A 23,269-nucleotide genomic window follows, 5' to 3' on the forward strand; every position below is an offset into this window, starting at 1 on the left:
ATGAATAATAAAACAGTGATAATAGCAATCAACCTTTTGTTGTGTTTGATGAGTTGTAATAATACTTCAACTCATCAACAACAGCAGGATTTTGGGCATCCAGAATTACCAATTTTATCTGCAAAACAAAATGGAGAGTATCAAATTATAGCAGATTTTAATTTTAAAAATCAATACAATCAAACTGTTACTCAGCAAACGGTAAAAGGAAAAGTATATATAGCAGAATTCTTTTTCACCAGCTGTCCTTCTATTTGTCCAATAGTTTCTGTAGAGCTAAAAGAGGTTTTTAATACATTTAAAGATGAAGAGAATTTCATGATTTTATCACATTCCATAGATCCAGAAAATGATGATGTTAAGCGCTTAAATGAGTATTATACAAATACCTTAGAAATAGATAAGCCATCTAATTGGCTATTGTTAACAGGAGAAAAAGAAACGATACACGAGTTAGCAAACTTTAGTTACGGAACCGTTGTGTATGAAGATTTAGAACGATTAAAAGATAATATTATGCACAGTGGAGCATTATTGTTAGTAGACGAGAATGGTTTAATTAGAGGCATGTACGATGGAAAAGATCATACGCACACAAAACGTTTAATTAAAGATGTAAAGTTATTGTTAGCAGATTTAAATTAATTAAAGGCCTAAATCTATCACATTTGTTTCTTTTCCTGTAGACAATGTAATTAAACTCTGTACATTTCCTAAATATGGAAGTAGTGTCAGTTTCGTTATTATAAAAGTTTCATAAGCCTCAATATCTTCAACTACTAATTTTAATAAGTAATCAAAATTCCCACTTACACGGTGGCATTCCACAACTTCAGGAAAGTTGTTTATTTCCTTTACAAACTTCTCTAAATAGCTTCTAGTGTGACCTTGCAAGGTAATACCTATAAATACGGTAAGTTTTAAACCTATTTTCTTATTATCTAAAACAGCAACATATTTTTTTATATAACCTTCTTTTTCCAATTTTTTAATACGCTCAAAAATAGGAGAAGTGGTCATGCTTAGTTCTTCTGCAATACTTTTTGTAGTTCTATTGCTATCTATTTGTAGAATGTTTAGAATTTGCGTGTCAATTTTATCAAGAGCATGTGGCATAAAGCATATAATGTTTTTAAGAGCTTCAAATGTAGTTATAAAAGCAAAATAATCTAAATTTATTCAAAATAAAAGAATATAATTCTTATTAGAGTTAATTTTTAAGTTTTTAACAATTGTAAATTCTATTATAACTTATCTTTAATTCTTGAAATAAAAACAGATAGAACTTGAAGAATTTCGAATTAAAAATGCCTAAAATGGGCGAAAGTATAACCGAAGGAACAATTATCAATTGGTTAATATCAGAAGGAGACGCTTTCGAAGAAGGAGATATTATATTGGAAGTAGCAACAGATAAGGTTGATAACGAAGTGCCAGCACCAGCAGCAGGAACTTTAGTAAAAACAATGTTTCAAGCAAAAGATGTTGTGCCTGTTGGAGAAGTTATGGCAATTCTTGAAGTTTCAGAAGAAGTAAAATCTTCAAACAAGAAGAATGTTACCAAAAGTGATAACGAAGAGCCACAGAAAAAGAAAAAAGAAGTAAAAAGACCAAAACCTGTTCAAGCAGCTTCGGCTTCAACTTCATTTTCAACATCAAACAGTAATACCTTTTTTTCGCCATTAATTATAAAAATAGCAAAAGAACAACACATTAGTTTCGAAGAGTTAGCTCGTATTCCTGCAACAGGAAACGAAGGGAGGCTTCGTAAAAGCGATGTATTTCAATATATAGACGAAGGACGACCATACAAATTCGCGCAACCAGTAGCTGAAAAAGATCCAACAGCATATAGAATTCCACAATTAAACTTCGATAAAGGCAAAGGAAAAGTAATCGAAATGGACAGAATGCGCCAAATGATTGCAGATCATATGGTGTACTCAAAACATACATCGCCTCATGTTACTGCTTATGTTGAAGCAGATATGACCAATATGGTAAATTGGAGAAACGCCAACAAAGTCGCTTTTCAAGAAAAGCATGGAGAACGTTTAACCTTCACACCATTATTTGTAGAAGCGGTAGCAAAAGCGGTTAAAGATTTTCCAAACATTAATGCATCAGTAGATGGAAATAATATTATTGTAAAAGAAGATATCAATATTGGTATGGCAACAGCTTTACCAAGCGGGAATTTAATAGTTCCAGTAGTAAAAAATGCAGATACTAAAAACTTAAAAGAGATTGCTAGTAACGTAAACGAACTAGCAGGGAAAGCTAGAGAAAATAAATTGTCAGGCGACGATATTAAAGGCAGCACCTTCACAATTTCTAACGTAGGAACTTTTGGTAGTGTTATGGGAACACCAATAATCAATCAACCAGAAGTTGCCATTTTAGCATTAGGAATAATAAAAAAACGACCAGAAGTAATCACTACCGAGAAAGGAGACGAAATAGCTATTCGTAGCATGATGTATTTATCACTCTCTTTCGATCATCGTGTAGTAGACGGTTTCTTAGGAGGAAGCTTCGTAAAAAGAGTAGCAGATTATTTCGAACAATTCGATACTAATAGAACAATATAAAAGCACTGTCACTTCGAGTGATTTCGATTTTTTCTATCGGAATTGTATAGAGAAGCCTTTAAAAAGTTCTCGATTAAAAACTTCAAAAAAGAAATTTCACTCGAACTGACGAACCAATAATATAAGACCAAGACAAGAGTAATCACGAAAGATTAGTGAAAATTAGTGCAATTCGTGTCAAAAAAACAAGAAAATGAACCACAACATATCAATACAAAAAGTAACCGAATCTAAAGTAACAAACATAGACTTCAACAACATACCATTAGGCACAACATTCACAGATCACATGTTTATCTGCGATTACGATAATGGCACATGGGTAAACCCAAGAATAATCCCAATGGGAATGATTCCAACACATCCAGCAGCAATGGCTTTACATTACGGACAAGCTATTTTCGAAGGTATGAAAGCAACCGTAGATGCAGATGGAAACCCAATGTTGTTTAGAGCAGATAAAAATGCAGCACGATTAAATACAAGTGCAGACAGAATGGGAATGCCTAATTTTCCAGAAGATTTATTCGTAGAAGGTTTAAAACAATTAGTAGATATCGAGCGTAGTTGGATTCCACCAGCAGACGGAAGCGCACTATACTTAAGACCATTCATGTATGCCGACGAGCCATTTATTGGTATGCGTGCAGCAAACCATTATAAGTTTATAATTATGGCATCTCCAGCAGGACCATTTTTTAGTAACCGTATTAAATTGTGGGCCGAAAAACAATACATACGTGCAGCATCAGGAGGAACTGGAGAGGCAAAAGCAGCAGGTAATTATGCAGCAGCCATTCGTCCAACAGAATTAGCAAAAGCAAAAGGTTACGATCAAGTATTGTGGCTAGACGCAGTAGAACATAAATATATTCAGGAAGTAGGAACCATGAATATTTTCTTTAAAATCGATGGTAAATTCATCACACCAAAACGCGACGGTTCTATATTAGACGGTATTACACGCATGAGTGTTATCGACGTTTTAAGAGATAAAGGATACGAAGTTATAGAACGCGCTATTACAATCGATGAGGTTCAAGAAGCATCAAAAAACAAAACCTTAGAAGAAGCTTTCGGGACAGGTACAGCCGTTGGTATCGCTTACATTCAAGAAATCGGATTAGAAGGCGAAACCATTCATGTATCCAACGAAAGCCCAGTTGGTTTAGAAGTAAATAACACGTTAAATGCTATAAAAACAGGAAAGGTAGAAGATAAATTTGGATGGATGATTAAGGCTTAAAGTCATTTGGGCGTTACCACAAGGGTCGGGCTTTCGGCAGTCGCTTTTTTTGAGAAAAACAAAAAAGAGCTTCAACAAATGCCTCAATCCCTAACGCGTGCGCAATGTCACTTCGAGTGATTTCGATTTTTTATCGGAATTGTATCGAGAAGCAATAAAAGTTCTCGATACAAAATTGCAGTAAAAGCAATTTCACTCGAACTGACCTAAAGATTGTCATTTCTGCGAAAGCAGGAATCCACTTCGAAATAAAGAATATAAGTATAATATCATTCAGAGCGAAAGCGAAACATCTCAACAAGAGTTTGCCACGTCCTTCGTCCTCACAATGACAGAACGATTCAAGATGAAAAAAGAAACACTAGAAAAAGGATTTTCAAAACTCTGCACAGCAAAAGCAATGGCAGAATTATACGAAGCTAATTTTAAACAAGTTTCAAAATACGTACATGCAACATCACGTGGACATGAAGCCATTCAAATCGCTTTAGGTTTACAGTTATTACCTCAAGATTATGCATTTCCATATTACAGAGACGATGCCATGTTATTATCTTTTGGTTTAGAACCTTACGATTTAATGTTGCAATTGTTAGCTAAAAAAGACGATCCATTTTCTGGAGGAAGAACATACTATTCGCATCCAAGTTTAAAGGACGACGATAAACCAAAAATCCCACATCAATCCTCTGCAACAGGAATGCAAACCATTCCAGCAACAGGAGTTGCTATGGGAATGCAGTATAAAGAATTACAAGGTTTAGACGATAAAACACTTAAAGATTTACCATTCGTAGTGTGTTCTTTAGGAGACGCCTCTGTAACCGAAGGCGAAATAGCAGAAGCTTTTCAAATGGCGGCTTTAAAGCAAATGCCAATTTTATATTTAGTACAAGATAACGGTTGGGATATTAGTGCCAATGCGGCAGAAACGAGAGCGCAAAATGCTTTCGAATACGCAGCAGGATTTAAAGGTTTAGACGCTATCTCAATAGATGGTGCAAACTTTACAGAAAGTTACGAAGCCTTAGAAAAAGTAATAGAAACTATTCGTACAGAGCGTAGACCATTTTTAGTACACGCAAAAGTACCGTTATTAAATCACCATACTTCTGGTGTAAGAATGGAATGGTATCGCGATGATTTAGAAGAGGCACGTTCTCGTGATCCTTATCCAGTTATTAAAAAACAATTACTAGATGCAGGATTTTCAGAACAAGAAGTTCTGGCAATTGAAAATTCCGCGAAAGCAAAAGTGCAATCCGATTTTGAAAGAGCATTATTAGCCGAAGATCCAAAACCTGAGGATTTATTTACAAACGATTTTGTACCAACACCAATTACCGAGGAAAAAGGAACACGTTCACCAGAAGGCGCAGAGAAAGTAGTCATGGTAGATTGTGCTTTATTCGCAGTAGAAGAACTGATGAAAAAGCATAAAGAATGTTTACTCTATGGACAAGATGTTGGAGGAAGACTTGGTGGTGTTTTTAGAGAAGCAGCAACATTAGCACAAAAATTTGGAGACGATCGTGTGTTTAATACACCAATACAAGAAGCTTTTATTGTAGGTTCAACCGTTGGTATGAGTGCAGTAGGATTAAAACCAATTGTTGAGGTTCAGTTTGCCGATTATATTTGGCCTGGCTTAAATCAGTTGTTTACAGAAGTGAGTAGAAGTTGTTATTTATCTAATGGTAAATGGCCGGTTTCTATGATTCTTAGAGTGCCAATTGGTGCTTATGGAAGTGGAGGACCTTACCATTCATCTTCAGTAGAATCTGTAATTACAAATATTCGAGGTATTAAAATAGCGTATCCAAGTAATGGAGCAGATTTAAAAGGATTAATGAAAGCGGCATATTATGACCCAAATCCTGTAGTGATTTTAGAGCACAAAGGTTTGTATTGGTCTAAAGTGCCAGGAACACAAGGTGCAACCTCTGTTGAGCCAAGCGAAGATTATGTATTGCCTTTTGGTAAAGCATGGGTTTTACAAGAGATTTGGAAACAAGAAAATGTAGAAACATTAACTATTGTTACCTACGGAATGGGAGTGCATTGGGCAATGAATGCATCGGAAGAATTAGGGATGCAAGATCAGATAGAAGTTATCGATTTACGTACTTTATATCCTTTAGATGAAGACACGATTATGAAATCGGTTAAGAAAACAGGAAAGTGTTTGGTTGTCACAGAAGAGCCATCAAATAATAGTTTTGCAAGAGCATTATCTGGAAAAATTCAAGAAGAGTGTTTTAAGTATTTAGATGCGCCAGTAATGACTATTGGTAGTGAAAATATGCCAGCAATACCATTAAATTCTACTTTAGAGCAAACCATGATTCCTTCAACAGAAAAAGTAAAAGCTAAGATAGAAAAGTTACTAAACTATTAAATTTATAATAGTATTATACACATACTTATGTGTGTAATAAAAGGGATTCGTAATTGGAAAACAATTATGAATCCCTTTTTTTAGGACTTCAATTTGTTTCATTTTTATGGAAATAGATTTTAGTTAAAATGTGTTTTTCAAAAACCAACGATTCAAAAAAATAAATTCAAAAGCGTATTAAAGTCATAAATAATCTTCTATATTTGAGGTGTAAACTTTAGGAGTAGCTATTAAATTAGTTTGAGAAACATCCTTAGAACCTGATTTGGTTAATACCAACGTAGGAAAAAGTTATGTTCGATAAGACATCGAAATACTACCATTTTGGTTTACAGTAATATTTTATAAATATGATTACTATAAAAGTAAACCAAGAAGATCACCACATTTTAGAACACGTAACATTACAAGAGTTTGTTGGAAATTTAAAAATTCAAACAAACGGCATTGCTATTGCTATAAATAATACTGTGGTTAAAAAAACAAATTGGTCTTCAAGATTACTTCACAATAATGATGATATTTTAATTATAAAATCTACTCAAGGAGGATGATTTTTATTTTAAAAAGGAAACCAATTATCAAATGAAGAACAAAGACACAGCTCCAAAGCAAAACGGTATTACAAGACATCCGTTTCCCAATTCTAAGAAAATCTATGTCAACGGAAAAATGCACCCACAAATTAAAGTGGCCATGCGTGAAATTACATTGAGTGATACGGTAGACTCAATGACAAAAAAGAAAACACCCAACGAACCTGTAACTATTTATGATACTTCTGGACCTTACACAGATCCAGACAAAGCAATAGATGTGCATAGTGGTATCGAAAGAATTAGAGAGCCATGGATTAAAGAACGCGGTGATGTAGAGGAATTAGCATCATTCTCTTCAGAATATTGTAACGAGCGTTTAAACGATGCGAGTTTAGATCACATGCGTTTTAAGTTGTTAAAGAATCCGTTAAGAGCTAAAAAAGGTCAAAATGTAACCCAATTACATTACGCTAAAAAAGGAATAATTACACCAGAAATGGAGTATATCGCTATTCGAGAAAACCAACGAATAGATGAAATGACAGAGATTAGAAAGCAACATAAAGGCGAACATTTTGGTGCTTCTATTCCAGATAAAATTACACCTGAATTTGTAAGATCAGAAGTCGCAAGAGGTCGTGCAATAATTCCTTCAAACATAAATCACCCAGAAGCAGAACCTATGATTTTAGGTCGAAACTTTTTAGTGAAAATAAATGCAAATATTGGAAACTCTGCTGTTACCTCATCCATAGAAGAAGAAGTTGAAAAAGCAGTGTGGGCTTGCCGTTGGGGAGCAGATAATATTATGGATTTATCTACCGGAGAAAATATTCACGAAACACGCGAATGGATTATTCGTAATTCTCCAGTGCCAGTGGGTACGGTGCCTATTTACCAAGCATTAGAAAAAGTAAATGGTGTTGCCGAAGACTTAACATGGGAGATTTTTCGTGATACATTAATAGAGCAAGCCGAACAAGGCGTCGATTATTTTACCATTCACGCAGGCGTATTATTACGTTATGTACCAATGACGGCAAAACGTGTTACTGGTATTGTATCTCGTGGTGGATCTATTATGGCAAAATGGTGTTTAGCGCACCATAAAGAAAGTTTTTTATACACACATTTCGAAGATATTTGCGACATCTTAAAACAGTACGATGTAGCCTTTTCTTTAGGAGACGGTTTGCGTCCAGGTTCTGTTGCAGATGCTAATGACGAAGCACAATTTGCAGAATTAGAAACTTTAGGAGAACTTACGCAAATTGCACGTAAACACGAAGTCCAGTGTTTTATAGAAGGACCAGGTCACGTGCCAATGCACATGATTAAAGAAAATATGGAGAAGCAAATAGAACTTTGCGATGAAGCTCCTTTTTACACTTTAGGTCCTTTGACTACAGATATTGCACCAGGTTACGACCATATTACTTCAGGTATTGGAGCTGCAATGATAGGTTGGTACGGTTGCGCCATGTTGTGCTACGTAACGCCAAAAGAGCACTTAGGTTTACCAAACAAAGAAGATGTGCGTGTAGGTGTGGTGACGTATAAGCTGGCTGCGCATGCTGCCGATTTAGCAAAAGGACACCCAGGTTCACAACACAGAGACAATGCCCTAAGTATGGCGCGTTTCGAGTTCCGTTGGGAAGATCAATTTAATTTAGGATTAGACCCAGAGCGAGCTCGTGAATATCATGATGAGACTTTGCCTGCCGCAGGTGCTAAAATCGCTCATTTTTGCTCTATGTGCGGACCGAAGTTCTGTTCCATGAAAATTTCTCAAGAAGTTCGTGACTTTGCTGCGCTTAACGATATCGTAGATAACGAGGTTATTGCAAAGGGCATGGAAGAGAAATCTAAAGAGTTTAAAGAAAAAGGATCAGAAGTTTATTTGTAAAATGATTAGGAAGTTCCCACGCTTTGAAAAAAGCGTGGTCGGGCTTTCTGTTATATTTTTGCTGGTTCTCGATATAAATTTATTCAGTTAGACTGTATAAATTCACTTGAACTGACGGCAAAAGGATGCCACTGTAATTGTATAACACTAACGAATTCCTATTTAATAAAATAGAATAATAAGCTGTATCCATTAAAATGAATAACAAAAACTACATATTAACAATAGCAGGTTTAGATCCATCCAGTGGTGCCGGAATTACTTCAGATATTAAAACATTTGAAGCTCATGGTTTGTATGGTTTATCCGTGTGTACAGCAGTTACTGTTCAAAATGATATAGATTTTAAAGATTGTATTTGGATTGAAAAAGAAATCATTTTAAATCAGATAGAACTATTGTTTCAACGGTTTTCAATTGCTGTAGTAAAAATAGGAATCATCCAGTCTTGGGACGTTTTATTAGCAGTTATTCAAACATTAAAAAAACGTAATCCAACTATAAAAATAGTGTTAGATCCTATTTTAAAAGCTAGCGCAGGTTTTAGTTTTCATAATCAACAAGATTTAAAAGTTTTAGAAGAAGTCTTGAAAAACTGCGATTTTATTACACCAAATTATCATGAGATTAAAGCCTTGTTTTCAGAGAAATCTATAGAGGAAACCATCGATTTTATTTCAGAAAGAACAAATATCTACTTAAAAGGAGGTCATAGAATAGATAAAAAAGGATGGGATGAAGTCTATTATAGTAAAATAGTAAAACTAAACATTCCGCCAATTGCAGAAACCGTTTTTCAAAAACATGGCAGTGGTTGTGTATTATCGGCTTCATTGGCTTCTAATTTAGAAAAAGGAATGAACATAGAAGATGCTTGTAAAAATGTAAAATGGTATACAGAACAGTTTTTAAATTCAAATAAAACCTTGTTAGGAACACATAAATATACAGAAAATGTTAAGTAAGTTACACTGTATTTCTCAAGGTAAAACACCGCAAGACCATTTAAGAAATATACAAAAAGCATGTGGACACGGAGCAGAACTAGTACAGCTTCGTTTAAAAGAAATGACAACAGAAACTATTTTAGAAACTGCTAAAAAAGCTAGAGGAATTACTGCTCAATTTAATGTGAAACTAATAATAAACGATCATTATGAAATAGCTAAAGCAGTAAAAGCAGACGGTGTTCATTTAGGGAAAACAGATGCATGTCCTTTAGTTGTTAGAGACTATTTAGGTGAGCAATTTATCATTGGTGGTACAGCAAATACTTTGGAAGATTGCAAAGTTCTAATAAAAAAAGAAGTGGATTATATTGGTTTAGGACCTTTTCGATTTACAGAAACTAAAAAGAATTTAAGTCCAGTTTTAGGTCTTGAAGGTTACAAACAGTTAATAGATAAGTTAGAAAAAGACACGCCTATAATTGCTATTGGTGGTATTGGTATGGGAGATGTTACGTCAATAATGAAAACAGGTGTCTACGGAATAGCAGTTTCGGGAGCGATAACTAAAGATTTTACAAGTATTTCTAAGTTTCATGAAATCTTAAGTTCATCAAAAGTAAAAGCATAAGTATTCTTAATCTAACATAGATTCAAAAAATTAAAAATGAATAACATATTAAAAATAGCAGATAAAGAATTTACTTCTAGATTATTCACCGGAACAGGAAAGTTTAGCGCTTCAGAAGTAATGAAAGAAGCTTTGTTGGCTTCAGAAAGCGAACTCATAACTGTTGCTTTAAAAAGAGTAGATGTTCAGAATAATGAAGATGATATTTTAACGCATTTAAAACAGCCTCATATTAATTTATTACCAAACACATCTGGTGTTAGAACCGCTAAAGAAGCTGTTTTTGCAGCAGAATTATCAAGAGAGGCTTTAGGGACAAATTGGGTTAAATTGGAAATTCATCCAGATCCTAGGTATTTATTGCCAGATCCTATAGAGACTTTAAAAGCAGCAGAAGCATTAGTTAAATTAGGATTTGTAGTAATGCCTTACATTCATGCGGATCCTGTATTATGTAAGCGATTAGAGGATGTGGGAGTGCAATGTGTTATGCCATTGGGAGCTCCAATAGGAAGTAATAAAGGATTAAAAACACAAGATTTTTTAGAGATTATTATAGAGCAATCTAATGTGCCTGTTATTGTAGATGCAGGTATTGGCGCGCCATCGCATGCAGCTTATGCTATGGAATTAGGTGCAGATGCTGTGTTGGTAAATACGGCAATTGCAGTATCTAAAAATCCGGTAGCTATGGCTAAAGCATTTAAAATGGCAGTGGAAGCAGGTAGAATGGCTTTTGAAGCCAAACTAGCTCCTATTAAAAGCAAAGCAGAGGCTAGTAGTCCGTTAACGCGTTTTTTAAACTAAAGTATGGCAAATTTTATAACACTTTTTGATACTTATAATTGGGATAACACACTAGAAAGTATCTTTAGTAAAACTACAGTTGAGGTAGAAAATGCCTTAGCAAAAGAAAAACTAGATTTAGAAGATTTTAAAGCCTTAATTTCTCCTGCTGCAAAACCATTTTTAGAACAAATGGCACAGAAAAGCAGTATGTTGACTAAAAAACGATTTGGAAATACCATACAAATGTATGCACCAATGTACTTAAGTAACGAGTGCCAGAATATTTGTACGTATTGTGGATTTAGTATGACTAATAAAATACCAAGACGGACATTAACAGATGCTGAGATTTTAAAAGAAGTGGCTTTTTTAAAAGCAAAAGGATATGATCATATCTTGTTAGTTACAGGAGAAGCTAATAAAACAGTGGGAGTAAGTTATATTAAAAATGCGATTAAAATAATACGTTCTCAATTTTCGAATATTACTATCGAAGTACAGCCTTTAGATCAAGAGGAATATGAGTTGTTAATTGAAAACGGATTGTACGCTGTATTGGTATATCAAGAAACGTATCATAGAGAAGAGTATAAGAAACACCATCCAAAAGGAAAGAAATCTAATTTCAATTATCGTTTAGATACACCAGATAGATTAGGGAAAGCAGGTATTCATAAAATTGGATTAGGTGCTTTGTTTGGTTTGGAAGATTGGCGTGCAGATAGTTTTTTTACAGCCTTACATTTAAAATATTTACAGAAAACGTATTGGAAAACAAAATACTCCATTTCATTTCCAAGGTTACGACCGCATTCTGGAGGTTTAGAGCCAAAAGTAGAAATGACCGATAGTGATTTGGTGCAGCTAATTTGTGCTTTTCGTTTGCTAGATGAGGATATCGAATTGTCTATGTCTACAAGAGAAAACGAAATATTTAGAAATAATATTGTTAATCTAGGTGCGACCTCAATTAGTGCAGAATCAAAAACAAATCCAGGAGGTTATACCGTAGAACCTCAATCGTTAGAGCAGTTTGAAATTTCCGATGAAAGAAGTACAGAAGAGATAGTAAAGATGTTAAAAGGTCAAGGCTTAGAAGTGGTTTGGAAAGATTGGCAACATTTTGAAGCAATAGAAGAGTAATGAGTCTTACCGCAGAAGAACGAAAGCAATACAGTCGTCATCTTATTTTAGATAAAATAGGAGAAGCTGGACAGTTAAAATTGAAGCAAGCGAAGGTTTTAGTCATTGGTGCTGGTGGTTTAGGTTGTCCTGTTTTACAGTATTTAACAGCCGCAGGTGTTGGAGCTATTGGCATAATAGACCATGATATAGTCGACCAAAGTAATTTGCAGCGTCAAGTTTTATATACTATTAATGATATTGGTTTGTCTAAAGCAGAAACTGCGGCTAAGCGATTATCTCAATTAAATCCGTTTGTGCTTTTTAATACTTATAATGAAGGACTAACACGTGAAAATGCTATTGCACTATTTTCGAATTATGATATTATAATAGATGGAAGCGATAATTTTTCAACAAGATACTTAACAAATGATGCCGCAATAATTACTAACAAGCCTTTAGTTTATGGCGCTATTTTTAAATTTGAAGGGCAAGTGAGTGTTTTTAATTATTTAGGGAGTGCAACTTATAGATGTTTATATCCAACACCTCCAAAACCTGAAGCGTCTCCCAATTGTTCAGAAATAGGAGTCCTAGGTGTTTTGCCAGGTATTATTGGGAGTTTACAAGCAAATGAAGCCATTAAAATTATTTGTGGTATTGGTGAAGTGTTAACGAATAAGCTGTTGTTGTTTGATGCTTTAAGTTTGAATCAGCAAATATTAGGATTTGAAAAAGATGAAACTTCAGAAATTACAGCTTTAGAAACAGATTACGATTTTTTCTGCGGAATGACTTCAACCAAAGAAATCACACAAGATGAATTAAATAAAAACAAAGCAAACTATAATTTGCTGGATGTTCGGGAAGCTTCTGAAAGAGATGAATATCACATTGGAGGACAGCATATTCCTCTAGGGCAGTTATCAAAACGATTTCAAGAAATTGATATTTCTTTACCTATTGTTGTGTATTGCAAATCAGGAAAAAGGAGTAATAGCGCTATTTCTTATTTAAAAGAACAATTAGATAAGGCTGTTTTTTACAATTTAAAAGAAGGATTGTAATTGTTAATTTAAATGATGATTTTTATGAAGGAACAAATCATTAATACTTAAAAAAAACAAATGAAAGTTAAAATAGCACATGTGCTCATTTATTAGTTTTGCCTCACTCATTAAGTTAAGAACTTAAATTATTCTATTTTTGCAAATGAAATGGCAGATAAGAAAAAAGACATACGAGCATTAACAAAAGAGCAACTTCGAGACTTTTTTGTAAAAGAAGGAGACAAAGCTTTTCGTGGCAATCAAGTTTACGAATGGTTATGGAGTAAAGGAGCACATGCTTTTGAGGATATGACGAATGTTTCTAAGGAGACACGTCAAATGCTAGAAGATAACTTTGTAATTAATCATATTGAAGTCGATACTATGCAACGTAGTAGCGATGGTACAGTAAAAAATGCTGTAAAACTGCACGATGGATTAATTGTAGAGTCTGTTCTTATTCCAACCGAAACACGAACAACAGCCTGCGTTTCTAGTCAAGTTGGTTGTAGTTTAGATTGTAAATTCTGTGCGACTTCACGTTTAAAGCGCATGCGTAACTTAAATCCCGATGAAATTTACGATCAGGTAGTTGCTATAGATAGAGAAAGCAAATTGTACTTTAATAGACCACTAAGTAATATTGTATTTATGGGTATGGGAGAACCGCTTATGAACTACAATAATGTTATTAAGTCTATAGATAAAATTACATCTTCAGAAGGTTTAGGAATGTCGCCAAAAAGAATAGTAGTGTCTACTTCTGGTGTGCCAAAGATTATTAAAAAAATGGCAGACGATCAAGTTAAATTTAATTTGGCTGTGTCTCTTCATTCTGCAATAGATGAGGTGAGAACTAAGATTATGCCGTTTAATGAAACCTTTCCGCTTATGGATTTAAAAGAAGCTTTAGAATATTGGTACGAGAAAACAGAACGTAAAATTACTTACGAATATATAGTTTGGGATGGCATTAACGATAGAATGGAAGATATCGATGCCTTAGTTAAGTTTTGTAAACATGTGCCTTGTAAGGTTAATTTAATAGAATACAATCCTATAGACGATGGAGAGTTTCAGCAAGCTTCAAGTGCTGCAATTAATAATTACATTCAAGAATTAGAACGTAATCGTATTGTCGTTAATGTTCGAAGAAGTAGAGGTAAAGATATCGATGCTGCTTGTGGGCAACTGGCAAATAAATCATAATAAAAAAAGCGACCAGTTGGTCGCTTTTTTATTATAATTAAATTGTTAAAAGTGATTAGTTCTTAATAAATTTAATAGTTTTTGTCCCATTTAGAGTGCTTACTTTAGTTATGTATGCACCTTGTTGTAAGGTTTCTAAATTAATTGTTTCTTCATTAGAGTTTAGTTTGTTAGATACTATTCTTTTACCTAAGATATCGTAAACTTCAATAGCTGTGAAAGCAGAATTAGAAGATTCTAGAATTAAAGAATTTAATTGCTTATTGTAAAAAGTAGTAATTGTTGAAGCATCAAACTCTTCAACACTTAAAGAAGTGGAAGAAACAGCAAAATCATCAATCATAAATCCAAATTGATCATTAGAGACGCAATTTATTCCTATGTAAATAGGCGTGTTATCATAGGTTGCTGGAAGTATAGCGGTATATTGTCTCCATGTAATATCATTTAATGGAACACTTTCAGGTGTAGCAGAAATAGTTGTAAAACTAGCAGGCATTGTATCTGTTGTAGAAATACCAACAGTAAACATCTCATTTGAGAAAGCTTGATCGCAAGCTTTGTACCAGAAAGAAACACTGTTGCCTCCATCGGCTAATGTTATTTGCGGAGAAATTAACCAATCGTTGTTCGAAACACCACCAGCAGGAACAGCTGCAAAACACACCATCCCTTTTGTGCTATTATAGGCTTCCCAATCACTAGTTGCAGATGCTGTTAAAGGCGCTACAGTTGTTGTGGAATTAAAAACTTGAAAAGATTTTGCACTTCCACTGTCAGGAAAATCTACGCCATTAAAACCATATGTAGGCAGTCCATCAACATCTGTTAACGTCCACGATCCCACACCTGATATAGCAAAATCTGTGTAAGATTCAAAATCATCTTCAAATAAAGTAGTTTGTGCACTAACAAAACAGAAGGTTAATAAAGTAATAAATAAAGTAATTTTTTTCATAATTTGAGATTTTAGATTAATAAAAAAAATAAATTACAAAAAAACTACTGATACTCTGTTTTTAAATCGATGAAAAGCCTTTTTTATAGATGAAATTCTATTTATCGAATGATAAAGATTTACTTTTTATTGATTTCCAGTTTTTCAGCAAAATAGTCGCAAAAATCTTTCATTGTAGCAGTCATTTTTTCATCTTGAGTTGCACGATTAAAAGTACTGCTCATGGCAACTAGCGTTTGGTGAAAGAATACTTTCATTTCATCTACAGGCATGTCTTTAGTCCATAAATCGATACGTAAAGATTCTTGTGCAGCACTATCCCAAACCGATAACATCATCGCTTTAGCATCAGCATTTGTAATACCTCCATCTTCTGCTGTCCAATTAATCTTTTCTGGTACTCTATTCTCGTCTAATTCTACGTTTAAAGTGATTTTAGATTTTAAATTTGCCATTATTTTTTAGGTTTGTATTTTGCGTTATTATATATATCTTCTGCACTTTTTGTAAGCATTTGCTTAAAAGATATTGTGTTATTATCCATGTAAGAGCGCACTATTTGCCATCCTATATATTTGCCAATTTCTCCCGGAGACTCACTATCGATTTGTTCTAGGTAGAACTTTGAAAATGGAGCAGGGTTAATGAAACGACTTGCTAACTTATTATCTGTACTAAAAAGTATTTCTTTATCTACAATATAACGCCAAATGTATTCTTCGTTAGCTTGAGACCATTTATATTGGTCTTCAGTATAGCTTAGTTTTTGAGCATCTGTTTTAAAAGGAATAACCTTATCTTTAAAATACAATAGTTTTCCTTCGTAGATTAAATCGTCTAAAAAGGTTTTTCTTTGTTGCTTAAAAGTGTAATGTTTAGCATATTTATCTGCCAGATCTACTACCATTAATTTTGGGTCTAAATCTTGCACAATGTAATCTTGAATACCTTGATAGAAAAAATGATCTTTCCCTAAATAATTAGCTAATGGTAGCACGATAATAGTATCTGTAACAATAATCTTATTTCTATAATCTACATCCGAAGCCACAGAAACTATTCTTGGTGTTTTAAATTGTGGGAAATAATATTTTAAATGCTGAAATAAAGATTCTATTTCTGTGGTTTCAGTTTTTAGATCTTCAAATTTTTTAAGGGTTTCACTTTGTAACTCTAATTGTAAAGTATCTTGCATTTGTTGAAGCCAAAAAACATCATCATACTTTTTTGCAAACATAAAAGGAAAGGTCTCCTTCAATTTTGGTAGATTGTTAGTATTTGCTTCAGCGAAAGCTTTATCAAATCTTTCAATAGTAAGATCAATGTTTATTTTAGAAATTTCAGCTTCAGTTTTATCTTCCTTTTCGCAAGAAAGCATGGTTAAAACAGAGAGCAGAAGAAAATAAATAGGTTTCAAAAGGCTTTTCATTTTTATTCCTAGAGTGTTTACTTTATTTTTACTGAATTAATCTTGACGTTTTGTTTTAACCGAAAATAAAATAAAATTTGTTCAGATCAGACTATTTTGTGAAAATCATTGTATCGCTATGATTAAATAAATAGACGAAATATGAGCTAATTTTAGACATTTTTTAGGAAATAGAAAATGTTAAGATAAATTCATCAGGCAAAGGTACTATTCTTTGTTTTAAAAACTTCAGAAAATGCAAACAGAAAAAGTGGTAAATCATATTGTTAATTGGTTAAAAGACTATGCTACTAACGCAAGAGTTAATGGTTTTGTTGTTGGAATATCTGGCGGAATAGATTCAGCTGTAACTTCAATGTTATGTGCAAAAACAGGTTTAGATGTTTTATGTATAGAAATGCCTATTCACCAAGCAGCTAGTCATGTATCTAGAGCAGAGGAACATATTAAGTTATTAAAAGGTAAGTTTCCAAATGTAAGTGAGACGAAAACGGACTTAACACCAGTTTTTGAAGAATTTAAAACCGAGGTTTCACTTACTGGAAAACAGGAGATTGTAGACATGGCTCTGGCAAATACGCGTGCACGTTTAAGAATGACTACCTTGTATTACCATGCCGGTCTATTAGGTTTGCTTGTTGCAGGAACAGGTAATAAAGTAGAAGATTTTGGTGTTGGATTTTATACTAAATATGGTGATGGAGGCGTAGATTTAAGTCCGATTGCCGACTTGCTAAAATCTGAAGTTTATGCTATTGGAGAGTATTTAGGCGTTTCAGATTCAATTATGAAAGCAGCGCCAAGCGATGGACTTTTTGGGGATACAAGAAGTGATGAAGATCAAATTGGTGCTTCGTATCCAGAATTAGAGTGGGCAATGCAGAAAAGTGAGAATGGGATGACAGAAAACGATTTTAGTGGTAGAGAGAAAGAAGTGTTTAATATTTATAGAAGGTATAATAACTCAAACAGGCACAAGATGATAGCGATTCCTGTTTGCGAAATCCCTAATGAATTCAAGTAAACATTATTGATATCATAATATTCCGTACCTTTGTAGCGCTATTATATTTATCTATTATTAATTTTTTTTTGAGTCTAACCGCTTGAAATAGAATATAAAACTTAAAAAATTATGGTCAAACTACTTGTAGTTGATCAGCATCCTATTGTAAGCAAAGGTCTTGAGCTTGTATTTAACGCAACGCGTGATATAAAGTTTATGGGCAGTGTAGATAATGGAGAGGCTATCTTCGAATTTCTTAAAAGTACTCCTGTTGATATTATATTAACAGAAATCGATTTACCCAAACTAAACGGTCTTACTGCTATTAGACGTATTAAAAGCGATTATCCAGACACTAAAGTTATTATGTTTAGCGGTCAGTCTGAAGAAGTCTACGCTGTTAGTTCTATAAAAGCTGGAGCAGATGGGTTTATACCTAAAACTGCAGGAATAATTACGTTAAGAGAAGCTATTTTAAAAGTGCATAAAGATGGTATGTATTTAAGCGATTCGCTAATGCAACGTTTAAATAAGAATTCTAAAGGTTTAAAAGGGAGTACGTATTATAAAAAATTATCGACTAGAGAAGTCGAGGTTTTAAAATTATTAGCTTCAGGGAAACGTAATAAAGATATTGCTAAAGAACTTGAGATTAATGAGAAAACGGTAAGTACTTATCGCGCACGATTAATGAAAAAACTAAATGTAGATAATTTAGTTGACCTAGTTAATCAATCTAATACAATGCAATTATAATACGCGATTTAGTTTTCTAGACAATAACATTTTTAATCCCGAATAGTCTTTAACCTCTTCTAAAACACTTCTGTTTACCTCGTTTCTGTTTTCCATAGTTTGTTGTTGAAAACCAATAACTTTTCTATCAATTAAATGGCAACGCAGGCATAGAATGGTTTCACTAACAAACTGTGCAATAGAGTCTTTTTTAAGTTTAGGAAAAATGTCTTTACGGTTCCAGTCGGATAGAAAATGACGTTCGTCTTCCATTAAAATATTTGTAATTTCATTACCGATTTTTGCATCCACAGTATTTATTAAACGCTCAGAAGAGAAATCAGGATTTTGATTAAGTGTTTCTATAATTTTATAATAAATATCTTTAAACTGTGGGTTCGAGAATTCCATTTCATCGTCTTGTAAGTCTAAAAATACTTTCTCAAACACTTTAGCTTCATGCGTTACAGGCTCTAAAACAAGAGCTCCGCTTTCGTTTTCTTTTAAAACTAAATCTTCAAAATCTTCGGTTTTGTTACCGTAAAGTAAAAGAATCTCTATAATTTTTCGTTCTAAAATATATTGTACATCTACCTTTTCTGGTGGTTGCTCATGCCTAATAACCTCAAAAGCTTCTGGTGGTCTTTGTTGGTTAGATTGGTTGTTGCTTTTGCTTGCTTCTTTTTGCGTAAGTTGGTCTAATGTGCTAAAAAGAACACCTTCACTAATATCCATAATTCTTGAACATTCTTGAATGTAAACTTCACGCTTAATACGATCTGGAATTTTAGCAATACTATTAATAATATCTCTAATAGTATCTGCTTTTTTTATAGGATCGTTTTTAGAGTCTTCAAATAAAATATTAGCTTTAAACTGGATAAAGTCTTTAGCATTTTCATCTAGATAATGCTTTAATTCTTCAAGTGTATTTGTTTTTGCAAAACTGTCTGGATCTTCTCCTTCTGGGAACGAGCAAACTCTAACATTCATGCCTTGTTCTAGAATAAGATCGATACCTTTTAGCGAGGCACGTAATCCAGCGGCATCACCATCAAAAAGAACAGTTATGTTTTTTGTAAGTCGGTTTATTAATCTAATCTGGTCACTTGTTAAAGCGGTTCCAGAAGAAGATACAACGTTGGTTACTCCCGTTTGATGAAACTGAATAACATCTGTATAGCCTTCTACCAAATAGCAATTATCCTCTTTTGCAATGGCTTGTTTTGCATGGTAAATACCATACAATACTTTACTTTTATGGTAAATATCACTCTCTGGAGAGTTTAAGTATTTAGCCGCTTTTTTATCGTTAGTTAAAATACGTCCTCCGTAACCTAAAACGCGACCACTCATACTTTGTATAGGGAACATTACACGACCTTTAAACCTATCGAACTGCTTATCGCCTTTATCTATAGTTAAGCCTGTTCCTGCCAGAAACTCCATCTTGTAACCTTTTCTAATCGCTTCATCTGTAAAGGCACTCCAGGCATCAGTACAATAACCTAATTCGAATTTTTTAATGGTTTCATCTGTAAAGCCACGTTCTTTAAAATAGCTTAAACCAATGGCTTTACCTTTATCGGTATTATGCAAAACATTCTTAAAATAAGTATTGGCATATTCACTAACTAAGTACAAACTTTCGCGTTTGTCTTGCGCTTCTTTTTGCTCGTTAGACTGCTCGGTTTCCTCAATTTCGATATTGTATTTTTTAGCTAAGTATTTTATAGCTTCAGGATACGTAAAATGTTCGTGCTCCATCAAAAAAGCAACAACATTTCCACCTTTTCCTGTAGAGAAATCTTTCCAAATCTGTTTTACAGGAGATACCATAAAACTTGGTGAGCGCTCTTCACTAAACGGACTTAAACCTTTAAAGTTACTTCCCGCTTTCTTTAAATTCACAAAATCACCAATAACTTCCTCTAATCTAGCGGTTTCATATACTTGGTCTATGGAGGATTTTGATATCAATTGTGAAGGGTTTATCGCTTTCGCGGAATTACGCTACAAATGTAAATGAATTTAAGGATTCTTCATCAAGAGAAGAATGAGAAATATTAAAAATTTAAAGGTGTTTAGTTTTATTTAATGCAATGTTAAAAACCGCTTCAAATATGCTTGAAGCGGTTTTTGAAATAACGAATTCAGCAAAATATTAATCAAAATCCATTCGAATACCAAGCGAAATATTGTTTTGTTTTAAGGCGTCGTTCTTGAAAGTTTCAGATAAATCATATTTTGCATATAAGCTATAGTCTCCAACTCCAATATAAGCGCCAATACCATAAATAAAAGGGTTAGTATTGTAATTACGCTTAATTTTTTCTTTTACTCGATCTCCTTCTTGTTTGTACTTTAATTTCTGCATTGTTCCTGTTCTTAAACCAGCGTAACCACCAAGGCCAAATTTAAACTTCCAATCATTGTAGTAACGTACAGTACTTGGTTTTTCAATTTTATGCATGCCACCAAATTCGAAATATACAGGCACAACTATATTTGTAAGTCTAAGTTCTGCTAAATTTAAATCTTCGCTAAAGGTTTCTAATCTAGTTGTGTTTCCATTTTGAATAAAAGTTTTATTATCCTCTAGTTGATATCGATTTACTTGAAGTGCAAGACCGTATTTAATTCTTGGTGAGTTTCCAGATTCTCCAAGTCTGGTTTTCCAATTCCATCCTATTTCCATAAAGCTAGATTCGTTTATGTCGTAAGGAGAACTTTTTAAACTCCCTCCATCTACAATGGCATTATTATAACCTCCAGCAAACATCAATTCGTTTGTTGTACGAAGATCATATTTTACTTGTGTTTTTACTGAGTCTATGACGGTAAAACCGGTAAAGTTACTTACGTCATTTAAATTTTTAAAGGTGAGGTCAAATTCTTTTCTCTTTAAGTTTCCGTCTCCATCAAAAGGTGTTGGAAGATTATTTCTCTCATAGAAGGCCAATTTGTTTTCAAAAAGTGTAATTCTGTTTTCAATATTTAGTGCTCGTTTTTTTGCAGCTTCTTGTTTTAAATCCTCTCCCTTCTCGTAAGTAATTTCCTTTTTTATAACACGATCGTTAATGACCTCTACTTCAGTTTTTAAAGCGTCTTTTTCGTGTGCTTTTATTTTGTCTTTTAAAAGGACTATTTGCTCCTCTTTTTTAGATTCAGCTAAAGGTTCCTTAGTTTCTTGTGCTGTAACATTTGTAGCATAAAAGCTTAATACTAGAATGATAATGTACTTTGTAATGGTTTGCATAAGTGTTCGTTTTGTGGTGCTGATAGTAGTATCAGCAGTTGTTGATATTGATTTAAAATTGATGATATGTTATTGTTATTCGTTGCGTTCTGCAACAGATTCTTTTACTGTTTCGTAGCCTTTTTTTACGGCTTTAAACATTTTATCTCTAAAGGTTTCATCGAGGTCGTCTTCTACAGCTAGTAATAAACCATTGTAGTCTATTGGTACTGTTGCTTTTTTAGATTTTTGCATCGCAATATCTTTTGTAGCATTAGCAAGCAGTGTGTTTATTTCGTTGTCTGTAGTGTTGCTATTTCTAGGGTTGGTAGTATTGTTAATGTTTATAGATGACTCTACTATTATTTGCTCTTCACTCGTTTTAGTTTCATTAATAAGCGCCTTTTTAATTTGTATCTTATTAGCTCGTGTTTTTTCTTTTGTATTACTTGTTTTAGGCGTGTTACTTGTTAAGTAATTTGGTGTTTTAGGCGTTTTTTTAACCAATTCTATTTCAGTTTTGTTTATTATTTGTTCTTCAATTTTAACAATAGTTTCTTGTTTTGGAGCTTCAATTATTTGTTTTGGAACTTCAATTTGTAAGATGGTTTTAGTCGTGTTGTCTTCAACTACAATAGTATTTATATTATTTGTTGTTTCAATATTTAAAAAGAAATTAGAGACCAACAACACACCAATTACACTAGCAGCAATGCCAAGCCACCAAAAGCCTTTTTTATTGTTCTTTTTTTCTTCGCTATCTAAACGTTGCGATAGAGTGTCCCAAGATTTAACTGAAGGCTTAATAGTTCTTTTATCGAGCCTGTTTTTTATGTCTTCTTCATATTTAATTGGTGCCATAACTCGATGTGTTTAATTTACTAATCTCTTGCTGAAGCATTTTTCGTGCTTTAAATAATTGTGATTTTGAGGTGCCTTCATTTATATTTAAAAGTGTAGCAATCTCACTGTGTTTGTAACCTTCTATAGCATACATTACAAAAACCACTTTATAACCTTCTGGTAGTTTATCTATTAATTTTTGGATATGTTCTACCTCAATTTCACTATTAATATTGTTAGTGTGGTCGTGTTTAAAGTCTACATCTTCAACAGCAAATTCTATATTTTTCTTCTGTCTTAAAAAAGAAATAGACTCTCTTACCATAATACGTCTTATCCAACCTTCAAAACTACCTTCGTTTTTAAAACTTTTTATATTTGTAAACACTTTAAAGAATCCATTTAACATGGCTTCTTCCGCATGTTGTAAATCTTTAATATAATATCTACAAACGCTTAACATTTTTGGCGCGTGCAACTCGTACAATACGTGCTGTGCTTCACGATTGTTTTTTTGAGCTCTTTTTATGAGCTTCGGTTCATTTTTATAGAGTTGAATAACTTTCAAAAAACAGTTAGTTTAGTGGTTCTATTTATAAAGACGCAAACTTTATAGAAAAGGTTGCCTGA

Annotated in this window: 22 protein-coding genes and 1 riboswitch; of the genes, 14 read left to right on the plus strand and 8 right to left on the minus strand. The window is 33.4% G+C overall.

Annotation, left to right across the window (positions count from 1 at the left end; all coding sequences use genetic code 11):
- Positions 1-48 precede the first annotated feature (48 nt).
- Positions 49-645, plus strand: coding sequence for an SCO family protein (locus ASC44_RS12320; RefSeq protein WP_055447884.1), 597 nt, complete (start codon positions 49-51; stop codon positions 643-645).
- Here the strand turns inward: ASC44_RS12320 and ASC44_RS12325 are convergent, their stop codons facing one another.
- Positions 646-1,116, minus strand: coding sequence for an Lrp/AsnC family transcriptional regulator (locus ASC44_RS12325; RefSeq protein ID WP_055447885.1), 471 nt, complete (start codon positions 1,114-1,116; stop codon positions 646-648).
- A 200-nt stretch (positions 1,117-1,316) separates the two neighbouring features.
- Between ASC44_RS12325 and ASC44_RS12330 the strand changes: the two genes are divergently transcribed.
- The 11 genes from ASC44_RS12330 to rlmN all read left to right on the plus strand — a co-directional run bounded on the left by ASC44_RS12330 (position 1,317) and on the right by rlmN (position 14,430).
- The gene (locus ASC44_RS12330; RefSeq protein WP_241491432.1) at positions 1,317-2,591 is read left to right on the plus strand and encodes a dihydrolipoamide acetyltransferase family protein; all 1,275 of its coding nucleotides are present in this window, start codon (positions 1,317-1,319) and stop codon (positions 2,589-2,591) included.
- Positions 2,592-2,784: 193 nt separating this feature from the next.
- A complete protein-coding gene (locus ASC44_RS12335; protein ID WP_055447887.1) occupies positions 2,785-3,837 on the plus strand; it encodes a branched-chain amino acid aminotransferase in 1,053 nt (350 codons plus the stop codon).
- A 346-nt stretch (positions 3,838-4,183) separates the two neighbouring features.
- The gene (locus tag ASC44_RS12340; protein ID WP_193787270.1) at positions 4,184-6,235 is read left to right on the plus strand and encodes an alpha-ketoacid dehydrogenase subunit alpha/beta; all 2,052 of its coding nucleotides are present in this window, start codon (positions 4,184-4,186) and stop codon (positions 6,233-6,235) included.
- Positions 6,236-6,444: 209 nt separating this feature from the next.
- A riboswitch (TPP riboswitch) is annotated at positions 6,445-6,539 on the plus strand.
- A gap of 46 nt (positions 6,540-6,585) precedes the next feature.
- A complete protein-coding gene (gene thiS / locus ASC44_RS12345; RefSeq protein WP_055447889.1) occupies positions 6,586-6,789 on the plus strand; it encodes a sulfur carrier protein ThiS in 204 nt (67 codons plus the stop codon).
- Between the two features lie 31 nt (positions 6,790-6,820).
- Positions 6,821-8,680: a phosphomethylpyrimidine synthase ThiC gene (thiC, locus tag ASC44_RS12350; protein ID WP_055447890.1), complete on the plus strand. Its 1,860-nt coding sequence runs from the start codon at positions 6,821-6,823 to the stop codon at positions 8,678-8,680.
- A gap of 197 nt (positions 8,681-8,877) precedes the next feature.
- Complete coding sequence (locus tag ASC44_RS12355; protein ID WP_055447891.1) at positions 8,878-9,645, plus strand: hydroxymethylpyrimidine/phosphomethylpyrimidine kinase; 768 nt, start codon at positions 8,878-8,880, stop codon at positions 9,643-9,645.
- Entirely contained in the window at positions 9,635-10,258 is a 624-nt protein-coding gene (gene thiE / locus ASC44_RS12360) for a thiamine phosphate synthase (RefSeq protein ID WP_055447892.1), read from the plus strand. The genes ASC44_RS12355 and thiE overlap by 11 nt, the downstream gene beginning before the upstream one ends.
- 36 nt (positions 10,259-10,294) lie before the next feature.
- Positions 10,295-11,065, plus strand: a complete 771-nt coding sequence (locus tag ASC44_RS12365) for a thiazole synthase (protein ID WP_055447893.1) — start codon at positions 10,295-10,297, stop codon at positions 11,063-11,065.
- A gap of 3 nt (positions 11,066-11,068) precedes the next feature.
- A complete protein-coding gene (gene thiH / locus ASC44_RS12370) occupies positions 11,069-12,190 on the plus strand; it encodes a 2-iminoacetate synthase ThiH (protein WP_055447894.1) in 1,122 nt (373 codons plus the stop codon).
- A complete protein-coding gene (gene moeB, locus ASC44_RS12375) occupies positions 12,190-13,239 on the plus strand; it encodes a HesA/MoeB/ThiF family protein (protein ID WP_055447895.1) in 1,050 nt (349 codons plus the stop codon). Before thiH ends, moeB begins: the two co-directional genes overlap by 1 nt.
- Positions 13,240-13,389: 150 nt before the next feature.
- Positions 13,390-14,430, plus strand: coding sequence for a dual-specificity RNA methyltransferase RlmN (rlmN, locus tag ASC44_RS12380; protein ID WP_055447896.1), 1,041 nt, complete (start codon positions 13,390-13,392; stop codon positions 14,428-14,430).
- 55 nt (positions 14,431-14,485) lie between these two features.
- Here the strand turns inward: rlmN and ASC44_RS12385 are convergent, their stop codons facing one another.
- The 3 genes from ASC44_RS12385 to gldB form a co-directional block, all read right to left on the minus strand.
- On the minus strand, positions 14,486-15,388 hold the full coding sequence (locus ASC44_RS12385; RefSeq protein ID WP_055447897.1) for a T9SS-dependent choice-of-anchor J family protein: 903 nt from the start codon (positions 15,386-15,388) through the stop codon (positions 14,486-14,488).
- A 119-nt stretch (positions 15,389-15,507) separates the two neighbouring features.
- Positions 15,508-15,843, minus strand: a complete 336-nt coding sequence (gene gldC, locus ASC44_RS12390; RefSeq protein ID WP_055447898.1) for a gliding motility protein GldC — start codon at positions 15,841-15,843, stop codon at positions 15,508-15,510.
- Positions 15,843-16,805, minus strand: coding sequence for a gliding motility lipoprotein GldB (gene gldB / locus ASC44_RS12395; RefSeq protein ID WP_152973330.1), 963 nt, complete (start codon positions 16,803-16,805; stop codon positions 15,843-15,845). The genes gldC and gldB overlap by 1 nt, the downstream gene beginning before the upstream one ends.
- A gap of 247 nt (positions 16,806-17,052) precedes the next feature.
- Here gldB and nadE point away from each other — a divergent pair, with 247 nt between their 5' ends.
- On the plus strand, positions 17,053-17,841 hold the full coding sequence (nadE, locus tag ASC44_RS12400) for an NAD(+) synthase (RefSeq protein WP_055447900.1): 789 nt from the start codon (positions 17,053-17,055) through the stop codon (positions 17,839-17,841).
- A 111-nt stretch (positions 17,842-17,952) separates the two neighbouring features.
- Positions 17,953-18,579, plus strand: a complete 627-nt coding sequence (locus tag ASC44_RS12405) for a response regulator (protein WP_055447901.1) — start codon at positions 17,953-17,955, stop codon at positions 18,577-18,579.
- Here ASC44_RS12405 and dnaG read toward each other — a convergent pair.
- The 4 genes from dnaG to ASC44_RS12425 form a co-directional block, all read right to left on the minus strand.
- Positions 18,574-20,538, minus strand: a complete 1,965-nt coding sequence (dnaG, locus tag ASC44_RS12410; protein WP_055447902.1) for a DNA primase — start codon at positions 20,536-20,538, stop codon at positions 18,574-18,576. The genes ASC44_RS12405 and dnaG overlap by 6 nt on opposite strands.
- 184 nt (positions 20,539-20,722) lie before the next feature.
- The gene (locus ASC44_RS12415) at positions 20,723-21,817 is read right to left on the minus strand and encodes a hypothetical protein (protein ID WP_055447903.1); all 1,095 of its coding nucleotides are present in this window, start codon (positions 21,815-21,817) and stop codon (positions 20,723-20,725) included.
- A 75-nt stretch (positions 21,818-21,892) separates the two neighbouring features.
- A complete protein-coding gene (locus ASC44_RS12420; protein WP_055447904.1) occupies positions 21,893-22,657 on the minus strand; it encodes a hypothetical protein in 765 nt (254 codons plus the stop codon).
- Positions 22,644-23,207: an RNA polymerase sigma factor gene (locus tag ASC44_RS12425; RefSeq protein ID WP_055447905.1), complete on the minus strand. Its 564-nt coding sequence runs from the start codon at positions 23,205-23,207 to the stop codon at positions 22,644-22,646. The genes ASC44_RS12420 and ASC44_RS12425 overlap by 14 nt, the downstream gene beginning before the upstream one ends.
- Positions 23,208-23,269 lie beyond the last annotated feature (62 nt).

Source organism: Lacinutrix mariniflava, assembly GCF_001418015.1.
Taxonomy (GTDB): Bacteria; Bacteroidota; Bacteroidia; order Flavobacteriales; family Flavobacteriaceae; genus Lacinutrix; species Lacinutrix mariniflava.